This window comes from Pseudomonas maumuensis (genome assembly GCF_019139675.1).
Lineage (GTDB): Bacteria > Pseudomonadota > Gammaproteobacteria > Pseudomonadales > Pseudomonadaceae > Aquipseudomonas > Aquipseudomonas maumuensis.
The window spans coordinates 3,392,554-3,415,980 of the sequence record NZ_CP077077.1 but is presented as its reverse complement, the minus strand read 5'-3'; the positions used below and the strand labels follow the sequence as shown (position 1 = coordinate 3,415,980).

General features: G+C 66.1%; 22 protein-coding genes. 6 read left to right on the top strand and 16 right to left on the bottom strand.

Annotated elements, in window-relative coordinates; all coding sequences use genetic code 11:
* Window positions 1-299 precede the first annotated feature (299 nt).
* From KSS90_RS15200 to KSS90_RS15180, 5 genes are all read right to left on the bottom strand, one after another.
* Window positions 300-1,715 carry an efflux transporter outer membrane subunit gene (locus tag KSS90_RS15200; RefSeq protein ID WP_094011162.1) on the bottom strand — a complete coding sequence of 472 codons (1,416 nt, stop codon included), beginning with the start codon at window positions 1,713-1,715 and terminating at the stop codon, window positions 300-302.
* On the bottom strand, window positions 1,712-4,891 hold the full coding sequence (locus tag KSS90_RS15195; protein ID WP_217866224.1) for an efflux RND transporter permease subunit: 3,180 nt from the start codon (window positions 4,889-4,891) through the stop codon (window positions 1,712-1,714). Before KSS90_RS15195 ends, KSS90_RS15200 begins: the two co-directional genes overlap by 4 nt.
* A 12-nt stretch (window positions 4,892-4,903) precedes the next feature.
* A complete protein-coding gene (gene mexE / locus KSS90_RS15190) occupies window positions 4,904-6,145 on the bottom strand; it encodes a multidrug efflux RND transporter periplasmic adaptor subunit MexE (protein WP_217866223.1) in 1,242 nt (413 codons plus the stop codon).
* A 153-nt stretch (window positions 6,146-6,298) separates the two neighbouring features.
* On the bottom strand, window positions 6,299-6,892 hold the full coding sequence (locus KSS90_RS15185) for an eCIS core domain-containing protein (RefSeq protein WP_217866222.1): 594 nt from the start codon (window positions 6,890-6,892) through the stop codon (window positions 6,299-6,301).
* Window positions 6,879-7,442, bottom strand: coding sequence for a TetR/AcrR family transcriptional regulator (locus KSS90_RS15180; protein WP_217866221.1), 564 nt, complete (start codon window positions 7,440-7,442; stop codon window positions 6,879-6,881). The genes KSS90_RS15185 and KSS90_RS15180 overlap by 14 nt, the downstream gene beginning before the upstream one ends.
* A gap of 89 nt (window positions 7,443-7,531) precedes the next feature.
* Here KSS90_RS15180 and KSS90_RS15175 point away from each other — a divergent pair, with 89 nt between their 5' ends.
* Window positions 7,532-8,263, top strand: a complete 732-nt coding sequence (locus KSS90_RS15175; RefSeq protein WP_217866220.1) for an SDR family oxidoreductase — start codon at window positions 7,532-7,534, stop codon at window positions 8,261-8,263.
* Window positions 8,264-8,290: 27 nt separating this feature from the next.
* Entirely contained in the window at window positions 8,291-8,890 is a 600-nt protein-coding gene (locus KSS90_RS15170) for a 2-hydroxychromene-2-carboxylate isomerase (protein ID WP_217866219.1), read from the top strand.
* Between the two features lie 377 nt (window positions 8,891-9,267).
* Here the strand turns inward: KSS90_RS15170 and KSS90_RS15165 are convergent, their stop codons facing one another.
* From KSS90_RS15165 to KSS90_RS15150, 4 genes are all read right to left on the bottom strand, one after another.
* Window positions 9,268-9,813 carry a cupin domain-containing protein gene (locus tag KSS90_RS15165; protein ID WP_023631327.1) on the bottom strand — a complete coding sequence of 182 codons (546 nt, stop codon included), beginning with the start codon at window positions 9,811-9,813 and terminating at the stop codon, window positions 9,268-9,270.
* A 79-nt stretch (window positions 9,814-9,892) separates the two neighbouring features.
* Window positions 9,893-11,110 (bottom strand): MFS transporter, encoded by a 1,218-nt coding sequence (locus KSS90_RS15160; RefSeq protein ID WP_110605079.1) that lies wholly within the window; start codon window positions 11,108-11,110, stop codon window positions 9,893-9,895.
* A 79-nt stretch (window positions 11,111-11,189) separates the two neighbouring features.
* On the bottom strand, window positions 11,190-11,723 hold the full coding sequence (locus tag KSS90_RS15155; protein WP_102684632.1) for a cytochrome b: 534 nt from the start codon (window positions 11,721-11,723) through the stop codon (window positions 11,190-11,192).
* Window positions 11,720-12,766, bottom strand: coding sequence for a catalase family peroxidase (locus tag KSS90_RS15150; RefSeq protein ID WP_217866218.1), 1,047 nt, complete (start codon window positions 12,764-12,766; stop codon window positions 11,720-11,722). The genes KSS90_RS15155 and KSS90_RS15150 overlap by 4 nt, the downstream gene beginning before the upstream one ends.
* Before the next feature lie 133 nt (window positions 12,767-12,899).
* On the opposite strand from KSS90_RS15150, the gene KSS90_RS15145 reads away from it, so the two are divergent.
* Both KSS90_RS15145 and KSS90_RS15140 read left to right on the top strand, forming a co-directional pair.
* The gene (locus tag KSS90_RS15145) at window positions 12,900-13,418 is read left to right on the top strand and encodes a sigma-70 family RNA polymerase sigma factor (protein ID WP_217866217.1); all 519 of its coding nucleotides are present in this window, start codon (window positions 12,900-12,902) and stop codon (window positions 13,416-13,418) included.
* Window positions 13,415-14,167 carry an anti-sigma factor family protein gene (locus tag KSS90_RS15140; protein WP_217866216.1) on the top strand — a complete coding sequence of 251 codons (753 nt, stop codon included), beginning with the start codon at window positions 13,415-13,417 and terminating at the stop codon, window positions 14,165-14,167. The genes KSS90_RS15145 and KSS90_RS15140 overlap by 4 nt, the downstream gene beginning before the upstream one ends.
* Before the next feature lie 34 nt (window positions 14,168-14,201).
* Here KSS90_RS15140 and KSS90_RS15135 read toward each other — a convergent pair whose 3' ends face one another.
* Window positions 14,202-14,435 (bottom strand): hypothetical protein, encoded by a 234-nt coding sequence (locus KSS90_RS15135; RefSeq protein WP_028689390.1) that lies wholly within the window; start codon window positions 14,433-14,435, stop codon window positions 14,202-14,204.
* 334 nt (window positions 14,436-14,769) lie between these two features.
* On the bottom strand, window positions 14,770-15,615 hold the full coding sequence (locus KSS90_RS15130; RefSeq protein ID WP_217866215.1) for an RHS repeat-associated core domain-containing protein: 846 nt from the start codon (window positions 15,613-15,615) through the stop codon (window positions 14,770-14,772).
* A 106-nt stretch (window positions 15,616-15,721) separates the two neighbouring features.
* Here KSS90_RS15130 and KSS90_RS15125 point away from each other — a divergent pair, with 106 nt between their 5' ends.
* Both KSS90_RS15125 and KSS90_RS15120 read left to right on the top strand, forming a co-directional pair.
* The gene (locus tag KSS90_RS15125; protein WP_217866214.1) at window positions 15,722-16,354 is read left to right on the top strand and encodes a LysE family translocator; all 633 of its coding nucleotides are present in this window, start codon (window positions 15,722-15,724) and stop codon (window positions 16,352-16,354) included.
* A gap of 87 nt (window positions 16,355-16,441) precedes the next feature.
* Entirely contained in the window at window positions 16,442-18,619 is a 2,178-nt protein-coding gene (locus tag KSS90_RS15120; protein WP_217866213.1) for an ATP-binding protein, read from the top strand.
* Between the two features lie 23 nt (window positions 18,620-18,642).
* Here KSS90_RS15120 and KSS90_RS15115 read toward each other — a convergent pair whose 3' ends face one another.
* From KSS90_RS15115 to KSS90_RS15095, 5 genes are all read right to left on the bottom strand, one after another.
* Complete coding sequence (locus KSS90_RS15115; protein ID WP_217866212.1) at window positions 18,643-20,823, bottom strand: ATP-binding protein; 2,181 nt, start codon at window positions 20,821-20,823, stop codon at window positions 18,643-18,645.
* A gap of 105 nt (window positions 20,824-20,928) precedes the next feature.
* Window positions 20,929-21,492: an NUDIX hydrolase gene (locus tag KSS90_RS15110; RefSeq protein WP_217866211.1), complete on the bottom strand. Its 564-nt coding sequence runs from the start codon at window positions 21,490-21,492 to the stop codon at window positions 20,929-20,931.
* 2 nt (window positions 21,493-21,494) lie between these two features.
* Window positions 21,495-22,247, bottom strand: a complete 753-nt coding sequence (locus KSS90_RS15105) for a GntR family transcriptional regulator (protein ID WP_217866210.1) — start codon at window positions 22,245-22,247, stop codon at window positions 21,495-21,497.
* Between the two features lie 89 nt (window positions 22,248-22,336).
* Window positions 22,337-22,726, bottom strand: a complete 390-nt coding sequence (gene pcaC, locus KSS90_RS15100; protein WP_217866209.1) for a 4-carboxymuconolactone decarboxylase — start codon at window positions 22,724-22,726, stop codon at window positions 22,337-22,339.
* Window positions 22,727-22,929: 203 nt separating this feature from the next.
* On the bottom strand, window positions 22,930-23,415 hold the full coding sequence (locus KSS90_RS15095) for a flavin reductase family protein (RefSeq protein ID WP_038706316.1): 486 nt from the start codon (window positions 23,413-23,415) through the stop codon (window positions 22,930-22,932).
* Window positions 23,416-23,427: the final 12 nt, after the last annotated feature.

The following is a 23,427-nucleotide window of genomic DNA, read 5'->3' as shown; positions in this document are numbered from 1 at the left end:
TCAGCGTGGGCATCACTGACGTCCCACTTGTCTCAAGACATGCACCAAGGCGGACAGCGACAACTTCACAGGACAGACTGGCCCGAAATAGATGTGGGAGCTGGCTTGCCAGCGATGCGCCGCGCGGGCGGCGCTCGATCTCAAGAACGCTGCAATTCCAACGCCGAACACCTTGAAAGGCCGATCCAGGGGATACGCCTAGGCACCAGCGGCGCATAAAAAAGCCCCGAAGACCAAGGCCTTCGGGGCAAACGGTTGGGGGAGGAACCAACCAAAGGAGCCTTCACATCAGGGGGCGGTCAGCGCGAGCTGGCCACCACATCGGGTTGCCAGCCGCCGCCAAGCGCCTTGTAGATCGCGACGATGCCGCTGTACAGCTCGACCTCGCCCTGGGCCTGGGCGTCTTCGGCGCTCAGGCGCTCGCGCTCGGCGTCGAGCAGCACCAGGTAATCCACCGTGCCTTCGCGGTAGCGCACCGAGGCCAGGTCCGCCGCCTTGCGGCTGGCGTCGCTCTGGCGCATCAGCGCCAGCAGGCGCTGCTGGCGCTTGCCGTAGTCGCTGAAGGCGTTGGAGGACTCTTCCAGAGCCAGCAGCACCTGCTGCTCGTAGTTGGCCAGCGCGCCCTCGGCGTCGGCCTTGGCGCCGCGCAGGCGGGCGCGCACGCTGCCCAGGTCGAACGCCGCCCAAGTGATGCTCGGGCCCAGCGCCCAGGCGTTGGCCGCCGAGGAGCCGATCTGCGAACCGCGGGCGGCGGTGAAACCGAGGAAACCACTGAGGCTGACCCGCGGGAACAGGTCGGCGGTGGCCACGCCGACGTTGGCCGTGGCCGCGGCCAGCTGGCGCTCGGCGCTGCGGATGTCCGGGCGGCGGCGCAGCAGCTCGCCGGGGTCGCCCACCGGCAAGGCCTTGGCGATGGCCGGCAGGGCCTTGGGCGACAAGTCCACGGCCATCGCGTCCGGACGCTGGCCGAGCAGGGTGGCGATGCGGTTCTTGGCCCGCACCTGTTCGGCCTGCAATTGCGGCACGGTGGCTTCGACACCCGCCAGGCGGGCGTCGGCGCGGACCACGTCGAGCTCGTTGCCGACCCCGGTGTCGCGCAGGGTCACGGTGATGTCCCGCGACTGCTGCTGGGTCTTCAGGTTGGCCACGGCGATCTGCTCGCGCAGTTGCGCGCCGCGCAATTGACCGTAGGCGTCGACCAGCTCGGCAATCAGGCTGACCTGTAGTTGCTGCAGGTCGGCCTCGGCCGCCGCTTCCTGGGCTTCGCTGGCCTCGATCTGGCGCTGGATGCGGCCGAACAGGTCAAGCTCCCAGGCCATGTCCAGGCCCAGGTCATAGCGTTCGCTGTTGACCCGGCGCTCGGTCTGGCCAGGGACCTGGCCCTTGCCCAGGTCGCTGCTGGCGCGGCTGGTGACCACGGGGATCTGGTCGTTGGACACGTCCTCGCGAATCGACCGCGCCGCTTTCAGGCGGGCGAAGGCCACGCGCAGGTCGCGGTTGCCGTCCAGCGATGCCTGCACCAGCTGGTTCAGCACCGGGTCGTCGAACTGTTTCCACCACACGCTCTCGAAGCGGCTGCGGTCATAGGCTTTGGCTTCAAGGCCGGCGTCCAGCTTGGCCGGTTCGGTCAGCGGGGCCTGGTAGTCCGGGCCCACCGCGCAGGCCGCCAGGGCCAGTGCCAGCAGGCTCGGGGTCAGGGGTTTGAGCAACTTCATGCGTGGTTCTCCAGCGCGACGCTATGCTCGGCCTTGCGGGCCTGGCGACGCTCGACGAAACGGCGGATCAGGAAGAAGAACACCGGGGTCAGGAACAGGCCGAACACGGTCACCCCGATCATCCCCGAGAACACCGCCACACCCATGGCGTGACGCATTTCCGAGCCGGCACCGGAGCTGAACACCAACGGCACCACACCCATGATGAAGGCGATCGAGGTCATCAGGATCGGCCGCAGACGCAGACGGCAGGCTTCCAGTACCGCAGCCAGCGGGTCGAGGCCCTTGGCCTGTTCATCCTTGGCGAACTCGACGATCAGGATCGCGTTCTTGCACGCCAGGCCCACCAGTACGATCAGGCCGATCTGGGTGAAGATGTTGTTGTCGCCACCGGAGATGATCACCCCAGTGATGGCCGACAGCAGGGTCATCGGCACGATCAGGATCACCGCCAGCGGCAGGCTCCAGCTTTCGTACTGGGCGGCCAGCACCAGGAAGGCCAGCAGCACGCACAGCGGGAACACGAACAGAGCAGTGTTGCCCGAGAGGATCTGCTGGTAGGTCAGGTCGGTCCATTCGAAGGTCATGCCGTTGGGCAGCTCTTCTTTGAGCAGCTTCTCGATCGCAGCCTCGGCCTGGCCGGAGCTGTAGCCGGGGGCTGCGGCACCGTTGATCTCGGCGGTGATGAAGCCGTTGTAGTGCATCACGCGGTCAGGCCCCGAGGTGTCGCTGACCTTGAGGAAGGTCGCCAGCGGGATCATCTCGCCCAGGTTGTTGCGCACCTTCAGCTGGCCGATCTGTTCGGCGTCGAGGCGGAACTGCTGCTCGGCCTGGACGTTGACCTGGTAGGTACGGCCAAAGCGGTTGAAGTCGTTGGTGTACAGCGAGCCCAGGTAGACCTGCAGAGTGTCGAAGATGTCGTTGATCGCCACGCCATGGGTCTTGGCCTTTTCCCGGTCGATGGCGGCATCGACCTGCGGCACGTTGACCTGGTAGCTGGTGAACAGACCCGCCAGTTCCGGCACGTTGTGGCTCTTGGCGATGATGTTCTGGGTTTCCTTGTACAGCGCTTCGTAGCCCAGGTTACCGCGGTCCTCGATCTGCAGGCGGAAGCCGCCGATGGTGCCCAGGCCTTGTACCGGCGGAGGCGGGAAGATCGCGATGTAGGCGTCCTGGATATCGGCGAACTGGGCGTTCAGCGCGGCCGCGATGGCTGCCGCCGACTGGCTCGGGTCCTTGCGCTCGTCGAACGGCTTGAGCGGGGTGAACACGATGCCGCTGTTCGGGCTGTTGGTGAAACCGTTGATCGACAGGCCCGGGAAGGCCACCGAATCGGCCACGCCCGGTTGCTTGAGGGCGATCTCGCTCATCTTCTTGATCACCGCCTCGGTACGGTCGAGGCTGGCGGCGTCAGGCAACTGGGCGAAGGCCACCAGGTACTGCTTGTCCTGGGCCGGCACGAAGCCGGTCGGGGTGGACGAGAAGCCCAGGTAGGTCAGGCCCATCAGGCCGGCATACACGAACAGGGCGATACCGCTGGAACGGATGACCCGGCGCACGCCACCGACGTAGCCATGGCTGGCGCGGTCGAAGAAGCGGTTGAACGGGGCGAACAGCCAGCTGCCCAGCAGTTTTTCCAGGAACCGCGAGAAGCGGTCCTTGGGCGCGTGGTGGTCCTTGAGCAGTACGGCGGCCAGGGCCGGCGACAGGGTCAGCGAGTTGAACGCCGAGATCACGGTGGAGATGGCGATGGTCAGGGCGAACTGTTTGTAGAACTGCCCGGTAAGGCCCGAGATGAACGCCGCCGGCACGAACACGGCGCACAGCACCAGCGCCGTGGCGATGATCGGCCCGGTCACTTCGCTCATGGCCTTTTGCGTGGCCTCGAGCGGTTTCAGGCCCAGGCCGATATTGCGTTCGACGTTCTCCACCACGACGATGGCGTCGTCCACCACGATACCGATGGCCAGCACCAGGCCGAACAGCGATAGTGCGTTGAGCGAGAAGCCGAACAGGTGCATGACCGCAAAGGTACCGATCAGCGACACCGGCACGGCCATCAATGGGATGATCGAGGCGCGCCAGGTCTGCAGGAACAGGATGACGACCAGCACCACCAGGACCAGTGCTTCGAACAGGGTATGTACCACCGCCTCGATGGAGCCACGGACGAACACCGTCGGGTCATAGACGATGCTGTAGTCCATGCCTTCGGGGAAGTCCTTCTTCAGCTCGGCCATCTTCGCCCGCACTTCGTCGGAGATCTCGATGGCGTTGGAGCCTGGGCGCTGGAAGATCGGGATGGCCACCGCCGGCTGGTTGTTCAGCAGCGAGCGCAGGGCGTACTGGCTGGAGCCGAGTTCGACCCGGGCGATGTCCTTCAGACGGGTGATCTCGCCGTTGGCGCCGGCACGGATGATGATGTTCTCGAACTCTTCCTCGTTGACCAAGCGGCCCTGGGTGTTGATCGACAGCTGGAAGCTGGTCGAGCCGGGGGCAGGCGGGGCGCCCAGTTGGCCGGCGGCAACCTGGCGGTTCTGCTCGCGGATCGCGGCCACCACGTCGCTGGCGGTCAGGTTGCGCGAGGCGGTCTTGTTCGGATCGAGCCACACGCGCAGCGAATAGTCGCCCATGCCGAACAGCTGCACGTCGCCCACGCCGCCCAGGCGCGCCAGCTCATCCTTGATGTTGAGGATGGCGTAGTTGGACAGGTAGAGCATGTCGTAGCGGTTGTCCGGCGAGGTCAGGTGCACGACCATGGTCAGGTCGGGCGAGGCCTTATCGACGGTGATACCGATACGGGTCACTTCTTCCGGCAGCTTGGGCTGGGTGCGGGTGACGCGGTTCTGCACCTGCACCTGGGCGTTGTCCAGGTCGGTGCCCAGGGCGAAGGTGATGGTCAGGGTCAGCTTGCCGTCGGCGGTGGACTGCGAGGACATGTACAGCATGTTCTCGACACCGGTGATGGCTTGCTCAAGCGGCGCGGCGACGGTCTCGCCGATCACCTTGGGGTTGGCGCCGGGGAAGTTGGCGCGCACCACCACGGTGGGCGGCACCACTTCGGGGTATTCGCTGATCGGCAGCTGGAACAGCGAGATCGAACCCGCGATCAGCAGCACCAGCGACAGCACCGCGGCGAAGATCGGCCGGGTAATGAAGAATTTCGAGAAGTTCATCGGTGTTGTCCCTTAACCGCGCGGCGCTTGGGCGCTGGCGACTTTGACATTGGCGCCGGCAACCTTCGGTGCCGGGTTGCTGGCTTCCAGGGCTTGGCGCTGCTGGGCGAGGGCGGCGAGAGTCTGCTCGCTGGCCATCGGCGTTTCCTGCGGGGAAACCTGCGAGCCAGGGCGCACGCGCTGCAGGCCCTTGACCACGATGCGGTCGTCCTTGCCCAGGCCGCTGCGCACGATACGCAGGCCTTCGAGCTTGGGCCCCAGTTCCACGGCGCGGTAGGCGGCCTTGTTGTCCTTGTCCATGACCAGCACGAACTTCTTGCCCAGGTCGGTGCCGACCGCTTCGTCGTTGATCAGCACGGCGTCGTACTGGGCGCTGCCGACCAGCTTCAGACGCGCGTACAGGCCGGGTGTGAACTGGCCGTCGCGGTTGTCGAACACGGCGCGGCCACGGATGGTGCCGGTGCGCGGGTTGACCTGGTTGTCGACGAAGTTCATCTGACCCAGGTGCGGGTTGCCGGTCTCGTTGGTCAGGCCCAGGTACACCGGGGTGCTCTGGCCGCGCTGGCCGTCGCGGGCCAGCTGGCTGTACTTGAGGTACACGCGCTCGTCGGCGTCGAAGTAGGCGTAGACCTTGTCGGTGGAGACCACGCTGGTCAGCGGGGTGACATCGGCGGTGACGATGTTGCCGGCGGTGAACTGGGCGCGGCTGACCCGGCCGCTGATCGGCGCGGTGACGCGGGTGAAGCTCAGGTTCAGGCGGGCCAGGTCGAGCTGGGCCTGGATCGCGTCGACCCCGGCGCGGGCTTCGGCGGCGGCGCTGGTGCGCGACTCGGCCAATTCCGCGGAGATGGCGTTGCTGTCACGCAGGCGCTCGCCACGGCGGGCTTCGTTGGCACTGCGGATGGCGGTGGCCTTGGCTTGTTGCAGCTGGGCTTCGAGGCGGCGCACTTCGGCCTGGAACGGGCGCGGGTCGATCTGGAACAGCAGGTCGCCTTTCTTCACCTGGGCGCCTTCGGTGAAGGCCACCAGGTCGACCTGGCCGGACACCCGCGGACGTACCTCGACGGTCTCCGGCGCTTCGAGGCGGCCGGTGAACTCGTCCCATTCGTTGATCGGTTGTTCGATCACCTTGGCGACGCTGACTTTTGGCGCGGCGGGAGCCTGCACGGCGTCGGGGGTGCGACCGCAAGCGCTGAGCACCACCACTGCCAGGGCAGCGAGGGGGAAGCGCAAGGGTTTGAGTGAGTGATCCATGGAGAACTCCGCCGAGATATTAGTAGTGGGCGGAGTTTGAGTGTCTTGCGCGTGACGCACGAATCAAATGAAGCGAAGGTTATTATCACGGGCAATGATATGACCGGTGCCATCATCGATCATGACGCATGGGCGCCCATCAAAATTGCGCTGTCAGCGCGGCCCGCCAGCGGACTTTTCACGCAACGCCTTGGCCACCTTGGCCTCGATTTCGTAGGCGGGCCCTTCCAGCGCCTGGTAGTCACGGGTGTATTGCTGGGCGAAGGCCTCGACGCCCAGCTCCTGATACTGCTGCACGTGCTTGAGCTCATGGGCCCACAATGCCACGTTGTCCTCGGCATCGGCGGGGCGGCGGAAAATGACCGTGTCGATCAGGGTCACGGCGTTGACGTCCGGGTTCTGCAGTAGTGCGTTGGCGGCGCTGATCTGCTGTTCGTTGCCGACCCGGTAACGTGCCGCGTCGAGCACGGCGAAGTCGTACCAGGGTTCGAGCTGGGCACGGATATGCAGGGGAATCGGCTGCGTGCCGTTGGCAGTGGCTTCGTCGCGGGCCTGGCGCAGGGCGAACACCAGGCTGCCGGTGGCCATGCGCTCGACATCCTGCAGCACCTGGCCTCCTTGGTTGGGGTCGATGGGCGCGCAGAAACACACCACCAGGCAGACCTGGTACTGCCCGGCCGGGCAGCTGTCCTGGGCGAAGGCGGGCAGGGTCATCAGCAACCCCAGCAGCGTGCTAGCGAACTTCATCGAAGACCTGCTCGACCAGCTTGCGGCTGGCGTCCAGCACCTGTGCCTGCACCGGTTCACTGGCCAGCATGCGCCCCACCACCAGCGCGCCGACACACTGGCTGAGCAAAGCCCAGGCCAGGTCGGGATCATCCAGGGTTTCGCTCCAGGCCTGGTGCAATTCCAGCAGCCAGTGTTCGGCCTGTTCGCGCACCGGCCGTTCGGCACGCGCGATCTCCACTCCCAGTGGCGGCAACGGGCATCCGCCTTCGGCATTGTGCAGGTGCGCCAGGCTCAGGTACTGGTCGAGTAGGCGCTTGAGCCGCGCACGGTCGGTGCCACGTTCAACCAGGCGCGCCAGCGGGCTGTTGGCCAGCTCGCGGCGGACGATCTCGCTGAACAGATCATCCTTGGACGGGAAGTGGTTGTAGAAGGCGCCGCCGGTCAGGCCGATGGCCTTCATCAGCCCGGCCACGCCAGTGGCGGCGAAACCGCCGCGCTTGGCCAGGGCGCCGCTGCTGACCAGCAGTTTTTCGCGGGTCTGTTGCTTGTGGTCGGTGGCATAGCGCATGCGCGCAACCTCGTGGTGTGGGCTTGACGATGAGCAGATCGTAGCATAGCGTTCGTTTACTAAACGATCATTCATCAATGGAGCGGTCCATGGCAGAACAACAAAAGGTCGTGCTGGTGATCGGGGCGGGTGACGCCACTGGCGGCGAGATTGCCAAGCGTTTCGCCCGTGAGGGGTATGTCGCTTGCGTGACCCGGCGCGAGGCGCAAAAACTGCAGCCGCTGGTCGATGAGATCCGCGCCGCCGGTGGTCAGGCCCATGGCTTCGGTTCCGATGCGCGTAAGGAGGAGGAGGTGGCCGAGCTGGTGGAGACCATCGAGCGCGATATCGGCCCGATCGAGGCGTTCGTCTTCAACATCGGCGCCAATGTGCCGTGCAGCATCCTCGAGGAGACCCCGCGCAAGTATTTCAAGATCTGGGAGATGGCCTGCTTCGCTGGCTTTCTCACCGCCCAGGCGGTCGCCCGGCGCATGGTGACCCGCGAGCGCGGCACTATCCTCTTCACTGGCGCCACCGCCGGCACCCGCGGCGCGGCCGGTTTCGCCGCCTTCGCCGGCGCCAAGCATGGCCTGCGCGCCCTGGCCCAAAGCATGGCGCGGGAACTGGGGCCGCGAAACATCCATGTCGGCCACGTGGTGGTCGATGGTGCCATCGACACCGCCTTCATCCGCGACAGCTTCCCTGAACGTTATGCGCTCAAGGACCAGGACGGCATCCTCGATCCTGCACACATCGCCGACAGTTACTGGTTCCTGCACGCGCAACCACGTGATGCCTGGACCTTTGAACTGGACCTGCGCCCGTGGATGGAGCGCTGGTAAATCCCACCCTCATACAAGGATTGAATCATGAGCAAGACCGTCGAGTTCTTCCTGGACCTGGGCAGCCCGGCTACTTACCTGGCCTCGACCCAGCTACCCGCCCTGTGCGCGCGTCACGGGGCGCGGTTGGTGTACAAGCCGATTCTATTGGGTGGGGTGTTCCAGGCCACCGGCAATGCCTCGCCAGTGATGGTGCCGGCCAAGGGGCGCTATATGCGCATCGACCTAAAGCGCTATGCCGATCGCTATGGCGTGCCGCTGACCCTGCCACCGGGGTTTCCGGTCAACACCCTGAACCTGATGCGCGGGCTGATTGGCGTCCAGTTGTTTGCCGAAGAACGTTTCGAGGCGCTGTTGAAGGTGTTGTTCGAAGGGCTGTTCGTGCACGGGCGCAATCTGGCAGATCCCGCGGTACTGGGCGAAACCCTGGCCGCCGGCGGCTTCGAGGCCGAGATGTTCCATGAACTGGCCGCCCGGCCCGAGGTCAAGGACGCCTTGCGCAAAGCCACCGAGGAGGCGGTCGAGCGCGGCGTGTTCGGGGCGCCGACCTTCTTTGTCGACGGGCAGATGTTCTTCGGTCAGGACCGCCTGGATTTCGTCGAGCAGGCCTTGGTCAGGCAGGCATGAAGTACAACCACGTTCTTGCAGGCAGCGCTTTTAAAGGCCTTGGGTGCTATTGACTGATGGCTGTCAGGTGTATGTCGTCAGGCTTGTAGCGCTTGTGAGATCGAGCGCCGCCCGCGCGGCGCATCGCTGGCAAGCCAGCTCCCACATTTATTTCGGGCCAGTTATGTCTGCGCCGCCGCGGCTGTACGCCTTGTCGGTACGACGCGGTTTCAGCGTGGGCATGACTGCCGCTCTACCAGTCTCAAGACCTGCACCAAGGCGGACAGCGACGACTTCACAGGACAGATTGGCCCGAAACAGATGTGGGAGCTGGCTTGCCAGCGATGCGCCGCGCGGGCGGCGCTCGATCTCACAGGCGCTGAAACCCTTTTGGCGAATCAGAAGTTCGCCGGGGTGTTGGCGCTGATGATTTCGGCCTCGTCGGGGCCGATGTTCTTGAAGCTGTGGGGCAGGGTGGTGGGGATGTAGTAGCCGTCGCCGGCATTGAGAATGCTCACCTGGCCATCGACCCACAGTTCCAGGGTGCCACGGGTGACCAGGCCGCATTCCTCGCCTTCGGCATGTACGATCGGCTCGCCGGAGTCGGCGCCCGGTGCGTACAGCTCACGCAGCATGCGCATCTGCCGACCTTCGACGCTGGCGCCGACCAGCAGCATGCGCAGGCCGTTGCGGCCCAGGTCGGGCTGTTCGCCGCCACGGAACACATAGCGCTCCTCGCGCACCGGCTCATCGAAACTGAAGAACTCGGCCAGGGACATGGGGATCCCTTCGAGCAGTTTCTTCAGGGAGCTGACCGAAGGGCTGACCCGGTTCTGCTCGATCTGCGAGATGGTCGAGTTGGTCAGGCCGCTGCGGCGGGCCAGCTCCCGTTGGGAGAGGTTGTTGCGTTCACGCACCAGTTTGAGTCGTGTCCCCGTGTCCATAGCCGCCTTGTTTGCAGAGGTGTCAAAAATAATGGGCGAGGCATTAAAACACACTCTGCACGCTTGCGCGCTGTGCGCATCAGTGGCGCTGGTCAGACGCTGCCGGCCACAGCCCGACCAGCAGCAGCAGGGCGCCCACGGCCAGGAACGGCAGGCGCGGATCGAGGGCATAGACCAGGGCGCCGGCCAGCGGTCCGATTACCGCGCCCATGCCTTGGGCGGCGCCGATCGAGCCGGCCGTCGCACCCTGTTCGCTGGCGTGCATGGCATTGGCCGCCAGGGCCGAGAAGGCCGGGAACACGAAGCCCATGCCGAACGCGGCGACGAAGAATGCGCCCCACAGCCACGGCGCGCTGGTGGCCAGGGCCGCGGCGGCGAAACCAAGCCCGGATACGCAGGCGCCGACCTTGATCATCTTCAGAGGTGGCCATTCCAACTGGCGCAGGAACACCTGGGCCAGCATCAGCGCCACGCCCACGCTGGTCAAGGCGATGCCCGCGGCCTGGGCCGCGGCGCCGGCCTCGAGCTGCAGGCGGTCGAGGGCGAAGAAGCCGACGGCGATCTGCGACACGGTGATGCTCAGCATGGCGCTGAAGGCCACCAGCAAAGGCCTGCGCAGGCGCGGGTCGGACAGTCGCACCGGGTTGGGTGCATGGGTCTGGGCCAACGGCTGTGGCTTGAGCTTGAACAGCAGCACGACGAACGCCGTGGCCGGCAGCAGCGACAGCACATAGAACGGCATGCTCAGGCTGTAGCGCGACAGCAGCGCGGCCAGGGCCGGGCCCAGCACCAGGCCGACCGCGTTGGCCGCACCCAGCGAGGCCATGGCCCGCGCCCGGCGTTGCGGCTCGACGTGATCGGCGATCAGCGCGTTGCCGCCCACCGGCAGCGCGGCATAGAAGGCGCCGATCATGCCCCGCGCCAGCATCAGGCCGAAGAAGGCCAGGGTCGCGCCCGGCAGCCAGCGCAACGCGCCGTCGATGAACAGGCACAGCACCCAATAGGCCAGGGTGAAGCCGCCGCTGCCCAGCAGCAGCACCCGGCGCCGGCCAAGCCGATCGGCCAGGCGCCCCCAGGGCCGGGCCAGCAGCACCCAGACCACGCCGGCCACGGTCACCGCCGCGCCGGCCTGCCAGGTGGCCATGCCCAGCAAGCGGGCGATCGGGCCGATCAGGGCGACGAAGGCCATCATCGACATGGTGCAAGCCATGTTGGCCAGCATCAGCGGGCGCAGGTCCAGGGTGCTGGGCGGGCTGCTCACCGGGGCAAGCGTGGCAGGGTCCTTTGCAACGTTCATAAGGCAATCCAGGGCAGTTCGACGAAATGAGCGCCGATGTTAGTAATTATTATTTACAATTGTCGAGCCCTGGCGGAGCTCACTCACCGCGACGCAACGGGCCTGGCCACATGCTACGCAAGACGCCGTCGCGGCGCACCAGGCCATGCACCAAGGCTGCGCCCAGGTGCGCGAGCACCGTGGCGAACAGCAGGTAGCCGGCCCAGCCGTGGGCCTGGCGCAGCACTGCGTAGAGCTGCAGGTCGTGGGGAGCGATGGCGGGCAGTTGCAACGGGCGGGGGTAGCCGCCTGCCGAGAGCATCGCCCAGCCGAGCAGCGGCATCGCCAGCATCAGCCCATACAACAGCAGGTGCGAGGCGCCGGCTGCCAGGCGCTGCAGGGCGGGCAAGTCGCGAGGCAGCGGCGGGTGCGCCAGGCTCAGGCGCAGGACGATGCGCAGGATCACCAGCACCAGCAGGGCCAGGCCGGTGGCCTTGTGCAGCTCGACCAGCCACGGGTGGCGTGGCGACAGGTCGGCGACCATGCTCACGCCGATGAACAGCATGGCCAGGATCAGCACGGCCATCAGCCAGTGCAGCAGCCGGGCCAGGGGGTGAAAGGCAGTGGCGCTCATGGGCGGGCTCCTTCGGTCAGCGACTCGTGGCTGCGGCGGTTGAACGACACCGAATAGGCGGCCGAGCGGGCGGCGAGGATCGGGTCGGCGGAAGGTTCGATGCCGTGGGGCAGGATCAGCGGGTCGAAGTTCAGGTCGCGGCAGGCGCCTTGCTCGGGGCCGTCGACCCGTTCCAGGACCAGGGTGCCGGCATCGAGGCTGCGGCGTTCGGCGGGCCAGGGGCGGGCCGGGTCGTCTACCGGGTCGCCGGGCTCGGCCAGGGTCAGGCGCAGGGTCCAGCGCAGCGGGCCCTGCGCCAGACGTTGCTGCAGGTCGTGCTGCAGGAACTGCTTGTCATCGACCTGAGCGGGCAAGGCGGCGTAGGCCGCCTGCGGCTCCAGTGCCCAGCGCACGGGGTGCGCCTGGCCTTGGGCATCGATCAGGCGGAAGGCGTTGATGCTGTTGTAGGCGGTGTTGGCGAAACTGTCGCTGGGCTTGTAGCTGGCCGCCCATTGGCGAAACGCCGCGCTCTCCGGGTGGTCGGCGAAGAAGGCTTGCAGCCTGGACGGGTCGGGTTTGCCGGTGGCCGGGTCCGGGGTGCCGGCCAGGACTTGTTCATAGAAACCTTCGACCGTGCTCACGGCCAGCACCGGCGGATTGTTCATGCCGGTGCGCCAGACCTGGCCGTCGTCGCTGGTCAACTGCACCGCCAGACTGCGCACCGGTATGGCGGTGTCCGGCGCGAACGGATTGGCGCCGCCGATGGCGAAGCGGCCGATCACCGGCACCTTCTGCTGGCTGAATACCCGGGCGCTGGACAGCGAGGCGGCCTGGCCGCTGGCCTGGAAGTAACCGCTGACACACAGGCCCTTGGCATGGTTCTTCCGGTAGCCGGGGTGGTGGCCGGCCTGGGCTTCGAAGGTGTCGATGATGCGTTGCGGGGTCAGCCTTGGCGCGCCGATCCAGCCGGCGGCGTAGGCGAAACCTGCGCCCAGGGCGGCCAATGTGGCAGCGATGGCGGCCAGGCGCAGGGCCTTGGCGGGGCCGTGCAAGGGAGTTGTCATGGGAACGGTCCGGTCAGGTGGAATGAACCGGTACGACGCAGGGGTAAACGATTTATTCCCGGCGGGGGAATAGATTCCGTACCCGCGCGTCTGCCTTGTACACTGACAGCCCGCAGGGCCCCGGAACCCGACCATGCACGACTTGGACGATCAACAATGGCGCGAGCTGTTGCAGCGCCTGCGCCGCTTCGCCCTGTGGCTGACCCGCGAGCCCGGTACCGCCGACGACCTGGTCCAGGCCACGGTCGAGCGCGCCTTGAGCCGGCGCGGCCAGCAGCGTGACGCCGACAGCCTGCGCCCCTGGCTGTTCACCATCCTTTACCGGCTGTTTCTCGACGGCAAGCGCCGCGAGCGCCTGCATGCGCGCTGGCTGGCCTGGTTCGGTCGGGGCCAGGCCGAGGAACCGGCGGGCGGCGAGATCGAGAGCATCGTGCTGGCCCAGGCTGACCTGCAGGCTTTCGCCCGCTTGTCGCCTGAGCAACGGGCATTGCTGTTGCTGGTCAGTGTCGAGGGCCTGAGCTACAAGGAGGCGGCCGAGACGCTTGGCATCCCCATCGGCACCGTGATGTCGCGCCTGTCGCGTGCCCGTGCCGCCCTGCGTGAACTGACCGAGGGCAGCCCTACGCCCTCGGCCCTGCGGAGACTCAAATGACACGCCTGATCCCCACCGAGCACGAGTTGCACGCCTATGTCGACGAGCGCCTGGAGCCGGCGCGCCGGGCCGAGGTGGAGGCCTGGCTGGCCGCCAATCCGCAGGAGGCCTTGCGCATCGAGGCCTGGCGTGTCGATGCCCGGCGCCTGCGGGCGGCGTTGGCCGGCTTTGGCGAGCGGCCGAGCGATCCGCACCTTGAGCTGGCGCCGCTGCGTCGCCGCTTGCGGCAACGCCGGCAGCGCCGTCTGGCGGCAGCGGCGGTGCTGATGCTGGCGGTGGGCTTGGGCGGGCTGGGCGGCTGGCAGGCGCGCGAGGCGACGCTGTTCGCCGGCATGCTGCCCATGGCCGATGCGGTAGAGGCCCACCGGCTGTTCGCCGATGCGGCCGTGCTGGATATCCAGGCCAGCGATCCGCGGCGGCTGCAGGAATGGCTGGGGCGTCACTTCAACCGCGTCGGCCAGCTGCCAGACCTGTCCGGCTATGGCCTGCAGCCGGTCGGCGCACGCTTGCTGAGCAACGAGGCGGGGCCGGCGGCGCTGCTGGTGTTCCAGGACCGCCAGGGACAGCGCGTCAGCCTGTTCCTGCGCTCGCCCGGCGAGCATTTCGACCGCATGCCCAGTGGCCAGCGCACCGACGGCCAGTTGCAGGCCCGCTACTGGTCCCATGGGGACTACAACTTCGCCCTGGTCAGCGCGGCGGATGACGCGCGCGGCGAGTCGTTGCGCCGGGCGCTGGGGGTCAGCCTGTAGACAGGTCGAGGCAGGCGTATCGACCTGCACGGTTTCAGACCGTGCGCAGGCGCGCTTTTTCCACTTGCTGCATTTCCACGCCGTCGAGCAACGCCTCGACCACTGCCTTGGCCGCATCCAGCCCGTGATCGTTGCCCAGCAGCAGGTCGTGGCAGGTGCCGGTCGCCAGTTCCATGGCCTTGAGGTTGGTGGCGAACGCGCCCTTGAGCAGGGTGGACAGATGCACCAGCGCGTCCTCGAAGTCCACGCCTTCGCGCACGGCGAACAGGGATGGGTGGCTGCATTCGCAGTTGCCGAAGCTGGAGTGCGCCGTGGTGGCGCGGGAAGGGGGATCAGGTAAGCCTTTTGTCATTGTGTCGCTCCTTGATTCAATGGAGCCGCCACAGATCGCTACCAAACGAAGTGGTGACGGCTGTACGCAGGTTGGTAGACCGGGAATCAAGGAAACCGGCGCGCACGAGTGCGCCCTACGCACAGCCGCCATAAAACGAAACAGCGGGCACAAAAAAAGCGCCGACTCTATCGCGATGGGGGCGCTTGTGCGCCTTGATTGATCGCGGGCTACCAAACCCGGCTGCTGGACTTACAGCAGCGCGCAAAGGTTACCGGGGCAGGTCGGGGGTTTCAAGGATGGAAATGTAAGCAAGTGATGGATTTACTGACGTCGTTTGATCTGGCCAACTGGTATTCCGAAGTTGAGCCATCGTTTGTACGAGATAGTTTACGAGTGCTTCCCTGCCTTTGGAGTAGTCGTCGATATGTTCTTGCATAGCCGCTGCGTTTGCCACAACAGGAGCGGCGGCATAGCTAATTCTCGCAGCGACGGCTCTTTGGCCCTGCCGGATGATGTCTTCCAAGAGATCACGATTACCGGAAGTGATACCAAGATCAGGTAGATTGAAACTGGCGCTATTACCTGCGATGCGATCAGGATTGGGTAGGGCACGGGCGGCGAACAGTGCGTTCTGCGTGGTGACCTTACTGATGAGGTCCGAATGGCCTGGGTAGCGTAATTTAAGTGTGTCTATATCAGTGTGATGAACGGATCCGACACGCTCGGCTTGAATTGCCTTGGGCAGGTCACTGAGCTGACCTAAGTCAACAGCGCGGCGTTGGTGAACCTGTTTAAAGGTTCCTCGAGGATCGGCATGATTTATTGGGTCTGCGGAACAATATCCATAGCTATTGATGCCCCCGTCAGCAAAAGGACTCAGTCTGTCCGGTGAGCAAAACCTCATCAGTACCGGGTTATAGATGCGATATCCGTTGCCCAGCGGGTAGCAGCCTGACCACGGGTCTCGAATCACGCCATTGAATCCCAGTTGTGAACAAGTCGCGTCACGAGTTGGATCGTATCCATAGGCCGAATAGGCAAACACACGGCTTGACCCTCGTAACACCGAGCGTGCCAGGTCGCTCGCCAACAAAGCAGTCGAGGATTTGCTCATGGGGGCGCGTACTGTTCAGACATGATCGTTCCACGTTAACGTGCGCACCTGGCCAGGTGAAACTGGCAAAAATGCCAGGTATGGCACTACCCAAATAGGACTTGATATGCCCGAACCCTCCAACCTGTTGGCCTTCGCCCTGATCAGCCTGGGCATGGTGCTGACCCCAGGCCCGAACATGATCTACCTGATCTCCCGCTCCATCTGCCAGGGGCGCGGCGCCGGCCTGATCTCGCTGGCCGGGGTGGCCCTGGGCTTCGTCTTCTACATGCTCTGCGCAGCGCTGGGGATCACCGCGCTGGTCATGGCCGTGCCGTTCGCCTACGACGCCCTGCGCATCGGCGGTGCGCTGTACCTGCTGTACCTGGCCTGGCAGGCGCTGCGCCCGGGCGGGCGTTCGCCGTTCCAGGTGCGCGAGCTGCCGGCGGACAGCCCCAGGCGATTGTTCATGATGGGTTTTGTGACCAACCTGCTGAACCCCAAGATCGCGGTCATGTACCTGTCGCTGATGCCGCAGTTCATCGAGCCGGGCCATGGCAGCGTGTTACTGCAGTCGCTGGTACTGGGCGGCACGCAGATCGCCATCAGCGTCACGGTCAACGCGCTGATCGCGGTCATGGCGGGGTCGATCGCCGTGTTCCTGGCCGGTCGGCCGGTGTGGCAGCAGGTGCAGCGCTGGCTGATGGGCACGGTGCTGGCCGCCCTGGCCGTGCGCATGCTGGCCGAAGGGCGCCGCTGATCGTCGGCCTCGAATCGATGGAACGTTTTGCCACCGGGCGATTTCTTACCCTCAGAGGAAAGACAACGTGCCCGGGATTACCGCGACATGAAAGCCCGCCAGGAGAGCAAGTCGGTCAACCTGCAACCATTGCCGGGTTTCATGCGTGGCGGTGGCGAAGTCAGCTGCCTGTTGCAGGCGATGGACTGGGAGCACTCGCCACTGGGCCCACCAGACAGCTGGTCAGCGGCATTGCAGGGCGTGGTGGCCATGCTCCTCAGCGCCCAGGCGCAGATCGTGCTGTTCTGGGGGCCGCAGTACGCCGCGCTGTACAACGACGCCTACTGGCCGAGCATCGGCGACAAGCACCCCAGGGCGCTGGGCCAGCCCGCCCAGGCGTACTGGAGCGAGCTCTGGGACGACCTGGAACCGTTGTTGCGCGGCGTGCGCGAAACCGGCGTGACCTTCTCCGCCAAGGACCGGCCGTTCTACATCGAACGCCACGGCCCAGGTGAAACGGCCTACTTCGATGTCTCCTACTCCGCCGTGCGCGAGGCTGATGGCGCGGTAGGCGGCGTGCTGTGCATCGTCAGCGAGACGTCCGAGCGCGTGCATTTCCAGCATCGTCAGGCGTTTCTTCAGGAATTGCGCCAGGCTTTGCCCGGCCTGGGCCAGGCCGAGCGCATCGAAGCCCATGCGGTGCGGCGCCTGGCTCAGGAGCTGGGCGCGGCCCGGGTGTGTTTCGGGGAAGACCTGGGCGATGGCCGCTATCGGGTTGGCCAGGAGTGGGCCGCGCAGGTGCCGTCGATTGCCGGCCTCAATCAGTACGCGGCCTTGGACCCGACACTGCGCGAGGCGTTGCTCGCCGGCCAAGTGGTACAGCGTAACTACGCGGCGAACGAACGGCCGCCAGCTGGCTTCGAGGGCTTGTGCGCGACGCTGCATGCCCCCGTGCTACGTGCCGAGCGCCTGGAGGCGATGCTCGCGGTGCATTTCCACACGCCCCATGCATGGACCGCCAGCGAATGCCGGCTGGTCGAGGAGGCCGCCAGCCAGGTGTGGACGGCGATCACCCATGCCCGGGCCGAGCGGGCCCTGCATGCGCTCAACGAAAGCCTCGAAGAGCGGGTCGCGAACATGCTCGCCCAGCGCGAGGCTTCACTGGTGCAGCTGCATGAGGCACGCAAGATGGAGATGATCGGCCAACTGACCGGGGGCATCGCCCACGACCTCAACAACATGCTCACGCCGATCATCGCTTCCCTGGAACTGCTACGCCGGCATCCCCAGCCGGAGCGGGCCGAACGCCTGATCGACGGCGGCCTGCAGGCGGCGGAGCGGGCGCGCAACCTGGTCGGGCGCCTGCTCAGCTTCGCTCGGCGGCAGACCCTCAAGCCGGTCACGGTGTCGCTGGCGGTCCTGGTGGAGGGCATGCACGAACTGATGGCGCGCTCCTTGGGGCCGACCATTGTGTTGCAGGTCGACATCGATACGGCGTTGCCGGGTGTGCTGGTGGACCCGCACCAATTGGAGCTCGCCCTGCTGAACCTGGTGGTCAATGCCCGGGACGCCATGAGCGAGGGCGGTCGGCTGACCGTGCGCGCCGGCGCCGAAGAAGGGAGCGTGCCAAGGCCGCCCGGTTTGCAGGGCGGCCCACAGGTATGGCTGCAGGTCAGTGACACCGGCTATGGCATGAGCGAGGAGGTGCTGGCGCATTGCATCGAGCCGTTTTACTCGACCAAAGGTGTGGGCCGAGGTACTGGCCTCGGTCTGCCGATGGTGCAGGGCCTGGCGTTGCAGTCCGGCGGCGGCTTCGGTATTCGCTCATCGATTGGCCAGGGTACCGAGGCGACCTTGTGGCTGCCAATCAGTGAGGGCGACATGGTCGAGCGTGCTGTCGAACCGGCGGCGCCGCACCGTGCGCAACGGCCGACGCGGGTGTTGCTGGTGGATGATGAACCCTTGGTACGCCAGGCCACGTTGTTGCAACTGCAGGCCCTGGGGTACGAAGTGACCGAAGCCGATGGGCCTGTGCAGGCTCTGGACCTGCTGGAAAGGGGCCTGGTGCCCGATGTGCTGTTGACCGACCATGTCATGGTCGAAATGACCGGTGTGCGCTTCGCCCAGCAGGTACGCGAGCGCCTGGCGGCGCTGCCGGTGCTGGTCATCACGGGGTACACCAACCTTTCGCCGCGCGAATTGCATGGCTTCGGCGTGCTGCGCAAGCCGTTCCGCCAGGACGAACTGGGGCGCAGCCTGGCGCGCTTGCTGGCAGCGCGTGGCTGAAGCCGTTCCTACCGCGACCGCGCTCATGGCGTGTCCAGCACGTCCCCCAGCATTCGGCACACCTGCTCTGCCGAATAGGGCTTGGCCAAAAAGGCGAAGCCCTGGTGGCCACCTTCGGCAATCGCCTCGCTGTAGCCGGAGGTCAGGATCACCGGCAGGCGCGGCTGGCTGCGGCGCAGCTCCCGGGCCAGGGCCAGGCCGCCCATGCCGGGCATCACCACGTCGGAAAACACTGCGTCGAACCCATCTTGCTCCGCGGCGATCTGCATCAGCGCATCCTCGGCCGAGATCGCCCAACTGATCCGATAGCCATGGTCGCGCAGGATCTGCGCGGTGAAACTGCCGACATCCGGGTTGTCTTCTACCACCAGGATGTGCCGACGCTCGCCGCCGGGGGCCGGCGAGGGAGCTGCGCTGCTCGCTTCGACATCGGGCGGCGACACCTGGGGCAGGTACAGGGTAAAAGTGGTGCCCTGGCCTTCGATGCTGCTGACCTGCACATCGCCCCCCGACTGCTTGGCGAAGCCGAACACTTGTGACAGGCCGAGCCCGGTGCCTTGGCCGGCGGCCTTGGTGGTGAAGAACGGATCGAAGATGCGTTCCAGCAGGTGTGGGGCGATGCCCACGCCGCCATCGATCACCGAAATTGCCGCGAATGGCCCGGCCTGTGGTGGCTGGCCGCGCAGCGCCGGCATGCTCTGGTCGGCCTCCAGGCGCAGGTGCAAGGTGCCCGCGCCGGCCATGGCGTCGCGACCGTTGATCATCAGGTTGATGACCGCGGTTTCCAGTTGGCCAAGGTCGGCATGTACATGGCAGGGCGCCTCGGGCAACGCCAGACGCACCTGGATCCGCGCGCCGGCGGCGGTGCCGAGCATGTCGGCCATCGCCTCGAGCCTTGGGCCGGCCTCGAAGACCTGTGGGCTGAGCGCCTGGCGGCGGGCGAAGGCCAGCAGTTGCCCGGTCAGCTTGGCGCCCCGGTCGACGGTATCGGATACGGTCTTCAAGTAGCGGCTGCGCCGGTTCTCGTCGAGGTCAGGGCGCTGCAGGAAGTGGATGGAGGAGCGGATGATGGTCAGCAAATTGTTGAAGTCATGGGCCACGCCACCGGTCAGCTGGCCGATGGCCTCGAGTTTCTGGGTCTGGCGCAGCACGGCTTCGGTGTGCAGCAACTGGCTGGTGCGTTGCTCCACGCGCTGTTCGAGGGTGGCATTGAGTGCCTCCAGGGCGGTCAAGGCCTCGCGCACCTCGGCGTTGGCCTGGACCCGCTGGATATGTGCCCAGCAGCGTTCGGTCACTTCGCCGATCAAGGTCTGTTCGTAGTCAGTCCAGACCCTGGGGTGCTTGTCGTGGATGGCCATCAGCGCCGTCAGGCGGCCTTCTTTGATCAAGGGCATGCAGATGGTCGCGGTGATGCCGATGGCCTGGAAGGTCGCCGATTCGCGGGCCGGCAACTGGCTGAGGTTGTCATCTATGACCAGCGCCAGGCCTGCGCGCAGGCGGCTGACCGCCAGCACGCCGAAGTCGGCCAGGCGGTACTGGCCGATCAGCCGTGGCGAGCCGGGCGCGACCCAGTCACCGCAAATGGTGAAAGCGTCCTCGTCGGGCTCCATCACGGCATAGGCGCAGCTCGACAGCTGCAGGTGCTCGCCAAGCAGGCGGGTGGTGGTGGCCATGATCCGTTCCGGATCGGTGGCGTTGGCGGCGGCCCGACCGAGGCTGTCGAGGAAGTTCAGGCGGCGGTTGGCGACCACGCTGGCGGTGGTCTCGGTGACCGTGTCGAGCATGCCCACCACGGTGCCGTCGTGGTCGCGCACGGGGCTGTAGCAGAAGGTGAAGTAGGCGCGCTCCGGGCTGCCATGGCGCTCGATCGTCAGCGGGAAGTCCTCGATGTACACCGCCTCGCCGTCGAGCGCGCGCTGGGCCAGGTGACGGATATTGCTCCAGGCCTCCTGCCAGACGTCGCTGAAGGGCCGGCCCAGGGCTGTGGGCTTGCTGCCGAGAATCTCGCTGAAGGCATCGTTGTGCAGGGTGATCAGCGCATCGCCCCAGAGCACGGCTTGGGGAAAGCGCGAGGCCAGGCACAGGGCAACGCTGGTCTTGAGCACGCCGGGCCAGTTTTCCAGGGGGCCGAGGGGGGTGGATGCCCAGTCGTGGTTGCGGATGCGTGCGGCCATGAGTCCGCCGCCGTCTAGCCATTTCGCCATGAAGGTTGCCGGTCCTTTTGCGTGAAGCCATCAGGTTGCACCGAGACGCGGCGCTTGGCGAGGGATTTGTATGGGCTGGCGTGGCTTCAGCGCCGGCAAGGCGGATCAGCGGATGAAATGCACCTTGCCGGTATCGTCGTTGCCCATGTAGATCCCGTACACGCCGGCCTGGCGCTCGAGGATGTAGCGCTCGAGAATCTGCCGGATCGCCGGGTAGTAGATCTCGTCCCAGGGGATCTGGTCCGGTTCGAAGAAGCGGTAGTCCAGGGTCTCGGGCCCGTACTGGCCGGTCTCCTCGGTGACCACGGCGCGGAAGATGATGTACACCTCGCTGATCTTCGGCACGCTGAAGATCGAGTAGGGCGAGACGATGTCGGCGCGCACGCCGCTCTCTTCCCACACCTCGCGCAGCGCCGCCTGCTCGGTGGTCTCGCCGGCCTCCATGAAACCGGCCGGCAGGGTCCAGGTCCCGGGGCGCGGCGGGATGGCGCGCTGGCACAGCAGGTACTTGCCGTCGCGCTCGATGATGCAGCCGGCGATGATCTTCGGGTTGATGTAGTGGATGTAGCCGCAACCGGCGCAGTGCAGACGTTCGTGGGTGTCGCCGTTGGGGACGCCCCGGGCCAGTTCCGTGGTGCAGTGCGGGCAGTAGCGCGGGGCGTTGGGCATGGTCAGCGGCCTATGCGAGGGTCCTTGAGGGGCAGGGGGGCGACGATATCGCGGACCTTGGCGTTGTCGTCCTGCTTCTGGCGCAGGTAGTCCAGGGCGACCTTGGCGGCGGCGCGCACATGGTCGACCGAGGCCTGGTGGGCGGCCTGGGGGTCGCCGCTCTTGATCGCCGCGACGATCTTTTCCATCTCCTGGTTGCTCGCGCCCCGGCGGTTTTCCTGGGACACCGAGGTGGCGCGCAGGTAGCTGATGCGCGCCTGCAGCTGGCGCAGCTGCTGGGCGGCGACCTGGTTGCCCGAGCCTTCGAGCAGCACCTCGTAGAAGCCTTGCACCGAGTCGAGCACCTGCTGCAGCTCGCCGTCCTCCAGGGCCTCGCGGTTGACCTCCAGGGCGCGCTCCAGGGCGCGGATGTCCTTGGCCTTGGCGTTGAGGGTGAACAGTTGCACGATCAGGCCTTCGAGCACGCAGCGCAGCTCGTAGATGTCGCGGGCGTCTTCCAGGGTGATGATCGCCACCCGCGGGCCCTTGGCGTCGGCGAACTCCACCAGGCCTTCGGACTCCAGGTGGCGCAGGGCCTCGCGTACCGAGGTGCGGCTGACGCCCAAGCGCTCGCAGAGATCGCGTTCGACCAGGCGGTCGCCCGGCAGCAGATGGAAGTTCATGATCGCGCCGCGCAGCTTGTCGAGCACGATTTCACGAAGGGTGACGGGGTTGCGGTTGACCTTGAAGCTGTCGTCGAGGGGCTGGCGTTTCATCAGGGGCGCTCTTCTATGCGGCTGTTGCGCCAACATCGCGGAATGCCTTGAACCGGGGCATTCCTTGCAGTGGTTCACACAGCCCGCTGTTAACGGGTTGCCTGCGCGTCGGCTTCGGCGAACGCCTCGCGGGCCAGGCGGAAACTGTCCACCGCCGCGGGTACGCCGCAGTAAATGCCGACTTGAAGCAGGATCTCGCGAATCTGTTCGCGGCTCAGGCCATTACGCAAGGCGCCGCGGATGTGCAGCTTGAGTTCGTGGGGCCGGTTGAGCGCGGAAATCATCGCCAAGTTTATCATGCTGCGCTCTTTGAGCGACAAGCCATCGCGGCCCCAGACGTGGCCCCAGCAGTACTCGGTGACCAGCTCCTGGAGTGGCTGGGTGAAATCGTCGGCGTTCTGGATCGAGCGGTTGACGTAGTCCTCGCCGAGCACCTGGGTGCGGATCTGCAGGCCTTTCTCGTACTTTTCGTTGCTCATCTGCCGAAGTCCTTGAACGTTGAATAAAAATGGGGGCCGCAACCGAAGGTGAGGGGGTATGCGCGGCCCCCGGAAACTGTTGGGGCTGCTTCGCAGCCCTTTCGCCGGCAAGCCGGCTCCCACAGAAAAAACGCCGTCCTGTGGGTGCTGCGGTTCGCCGCTGCGACTTGCCAGCGATAGGGGCGCGCCGCGCTCCCGGGATGTCAGCCCAGCGGCGGCAGCGCGCCGAGCTTGCCCTTGTGATAGACCATCGGGGTGACCGGTTGCTCGGGCAGCACCAGGTTCTTCACCTGGCCGACGATGATCGCGTGGTCGCCGCCGTCGTACTCGCGCCACAATTCGCACTCGATGATCGCCGTGGCCTTGGTCAGCAGCGGGTTGCCCAGCTCGCTCAACTGCCAGTCGATGCCCTTGGCCTTGTCCTTGCCCTTGCCGGCGAAGGCATAGGCCTCGGCGGTCTGGTCGGCGGACAGCAGATGGATGGCGAACTGCTTGCTGTCACGCAGGATCGGGTAGGTGTCGGAGGCGTAGTTGGGGCAGAACAGCACCAGCGCCGGCTCGATCGACAGCGCGCTGAACGCGCTGGCGGTGATGCCGACGATGCCGCCGTCGGCGTCCAGGGTGGTGACCACGGTGACGCCGGACGGGAACGAGCCCATCACGTCTTTGTAGATGCCAGGTTCGATCATGGTGGCGTTCTC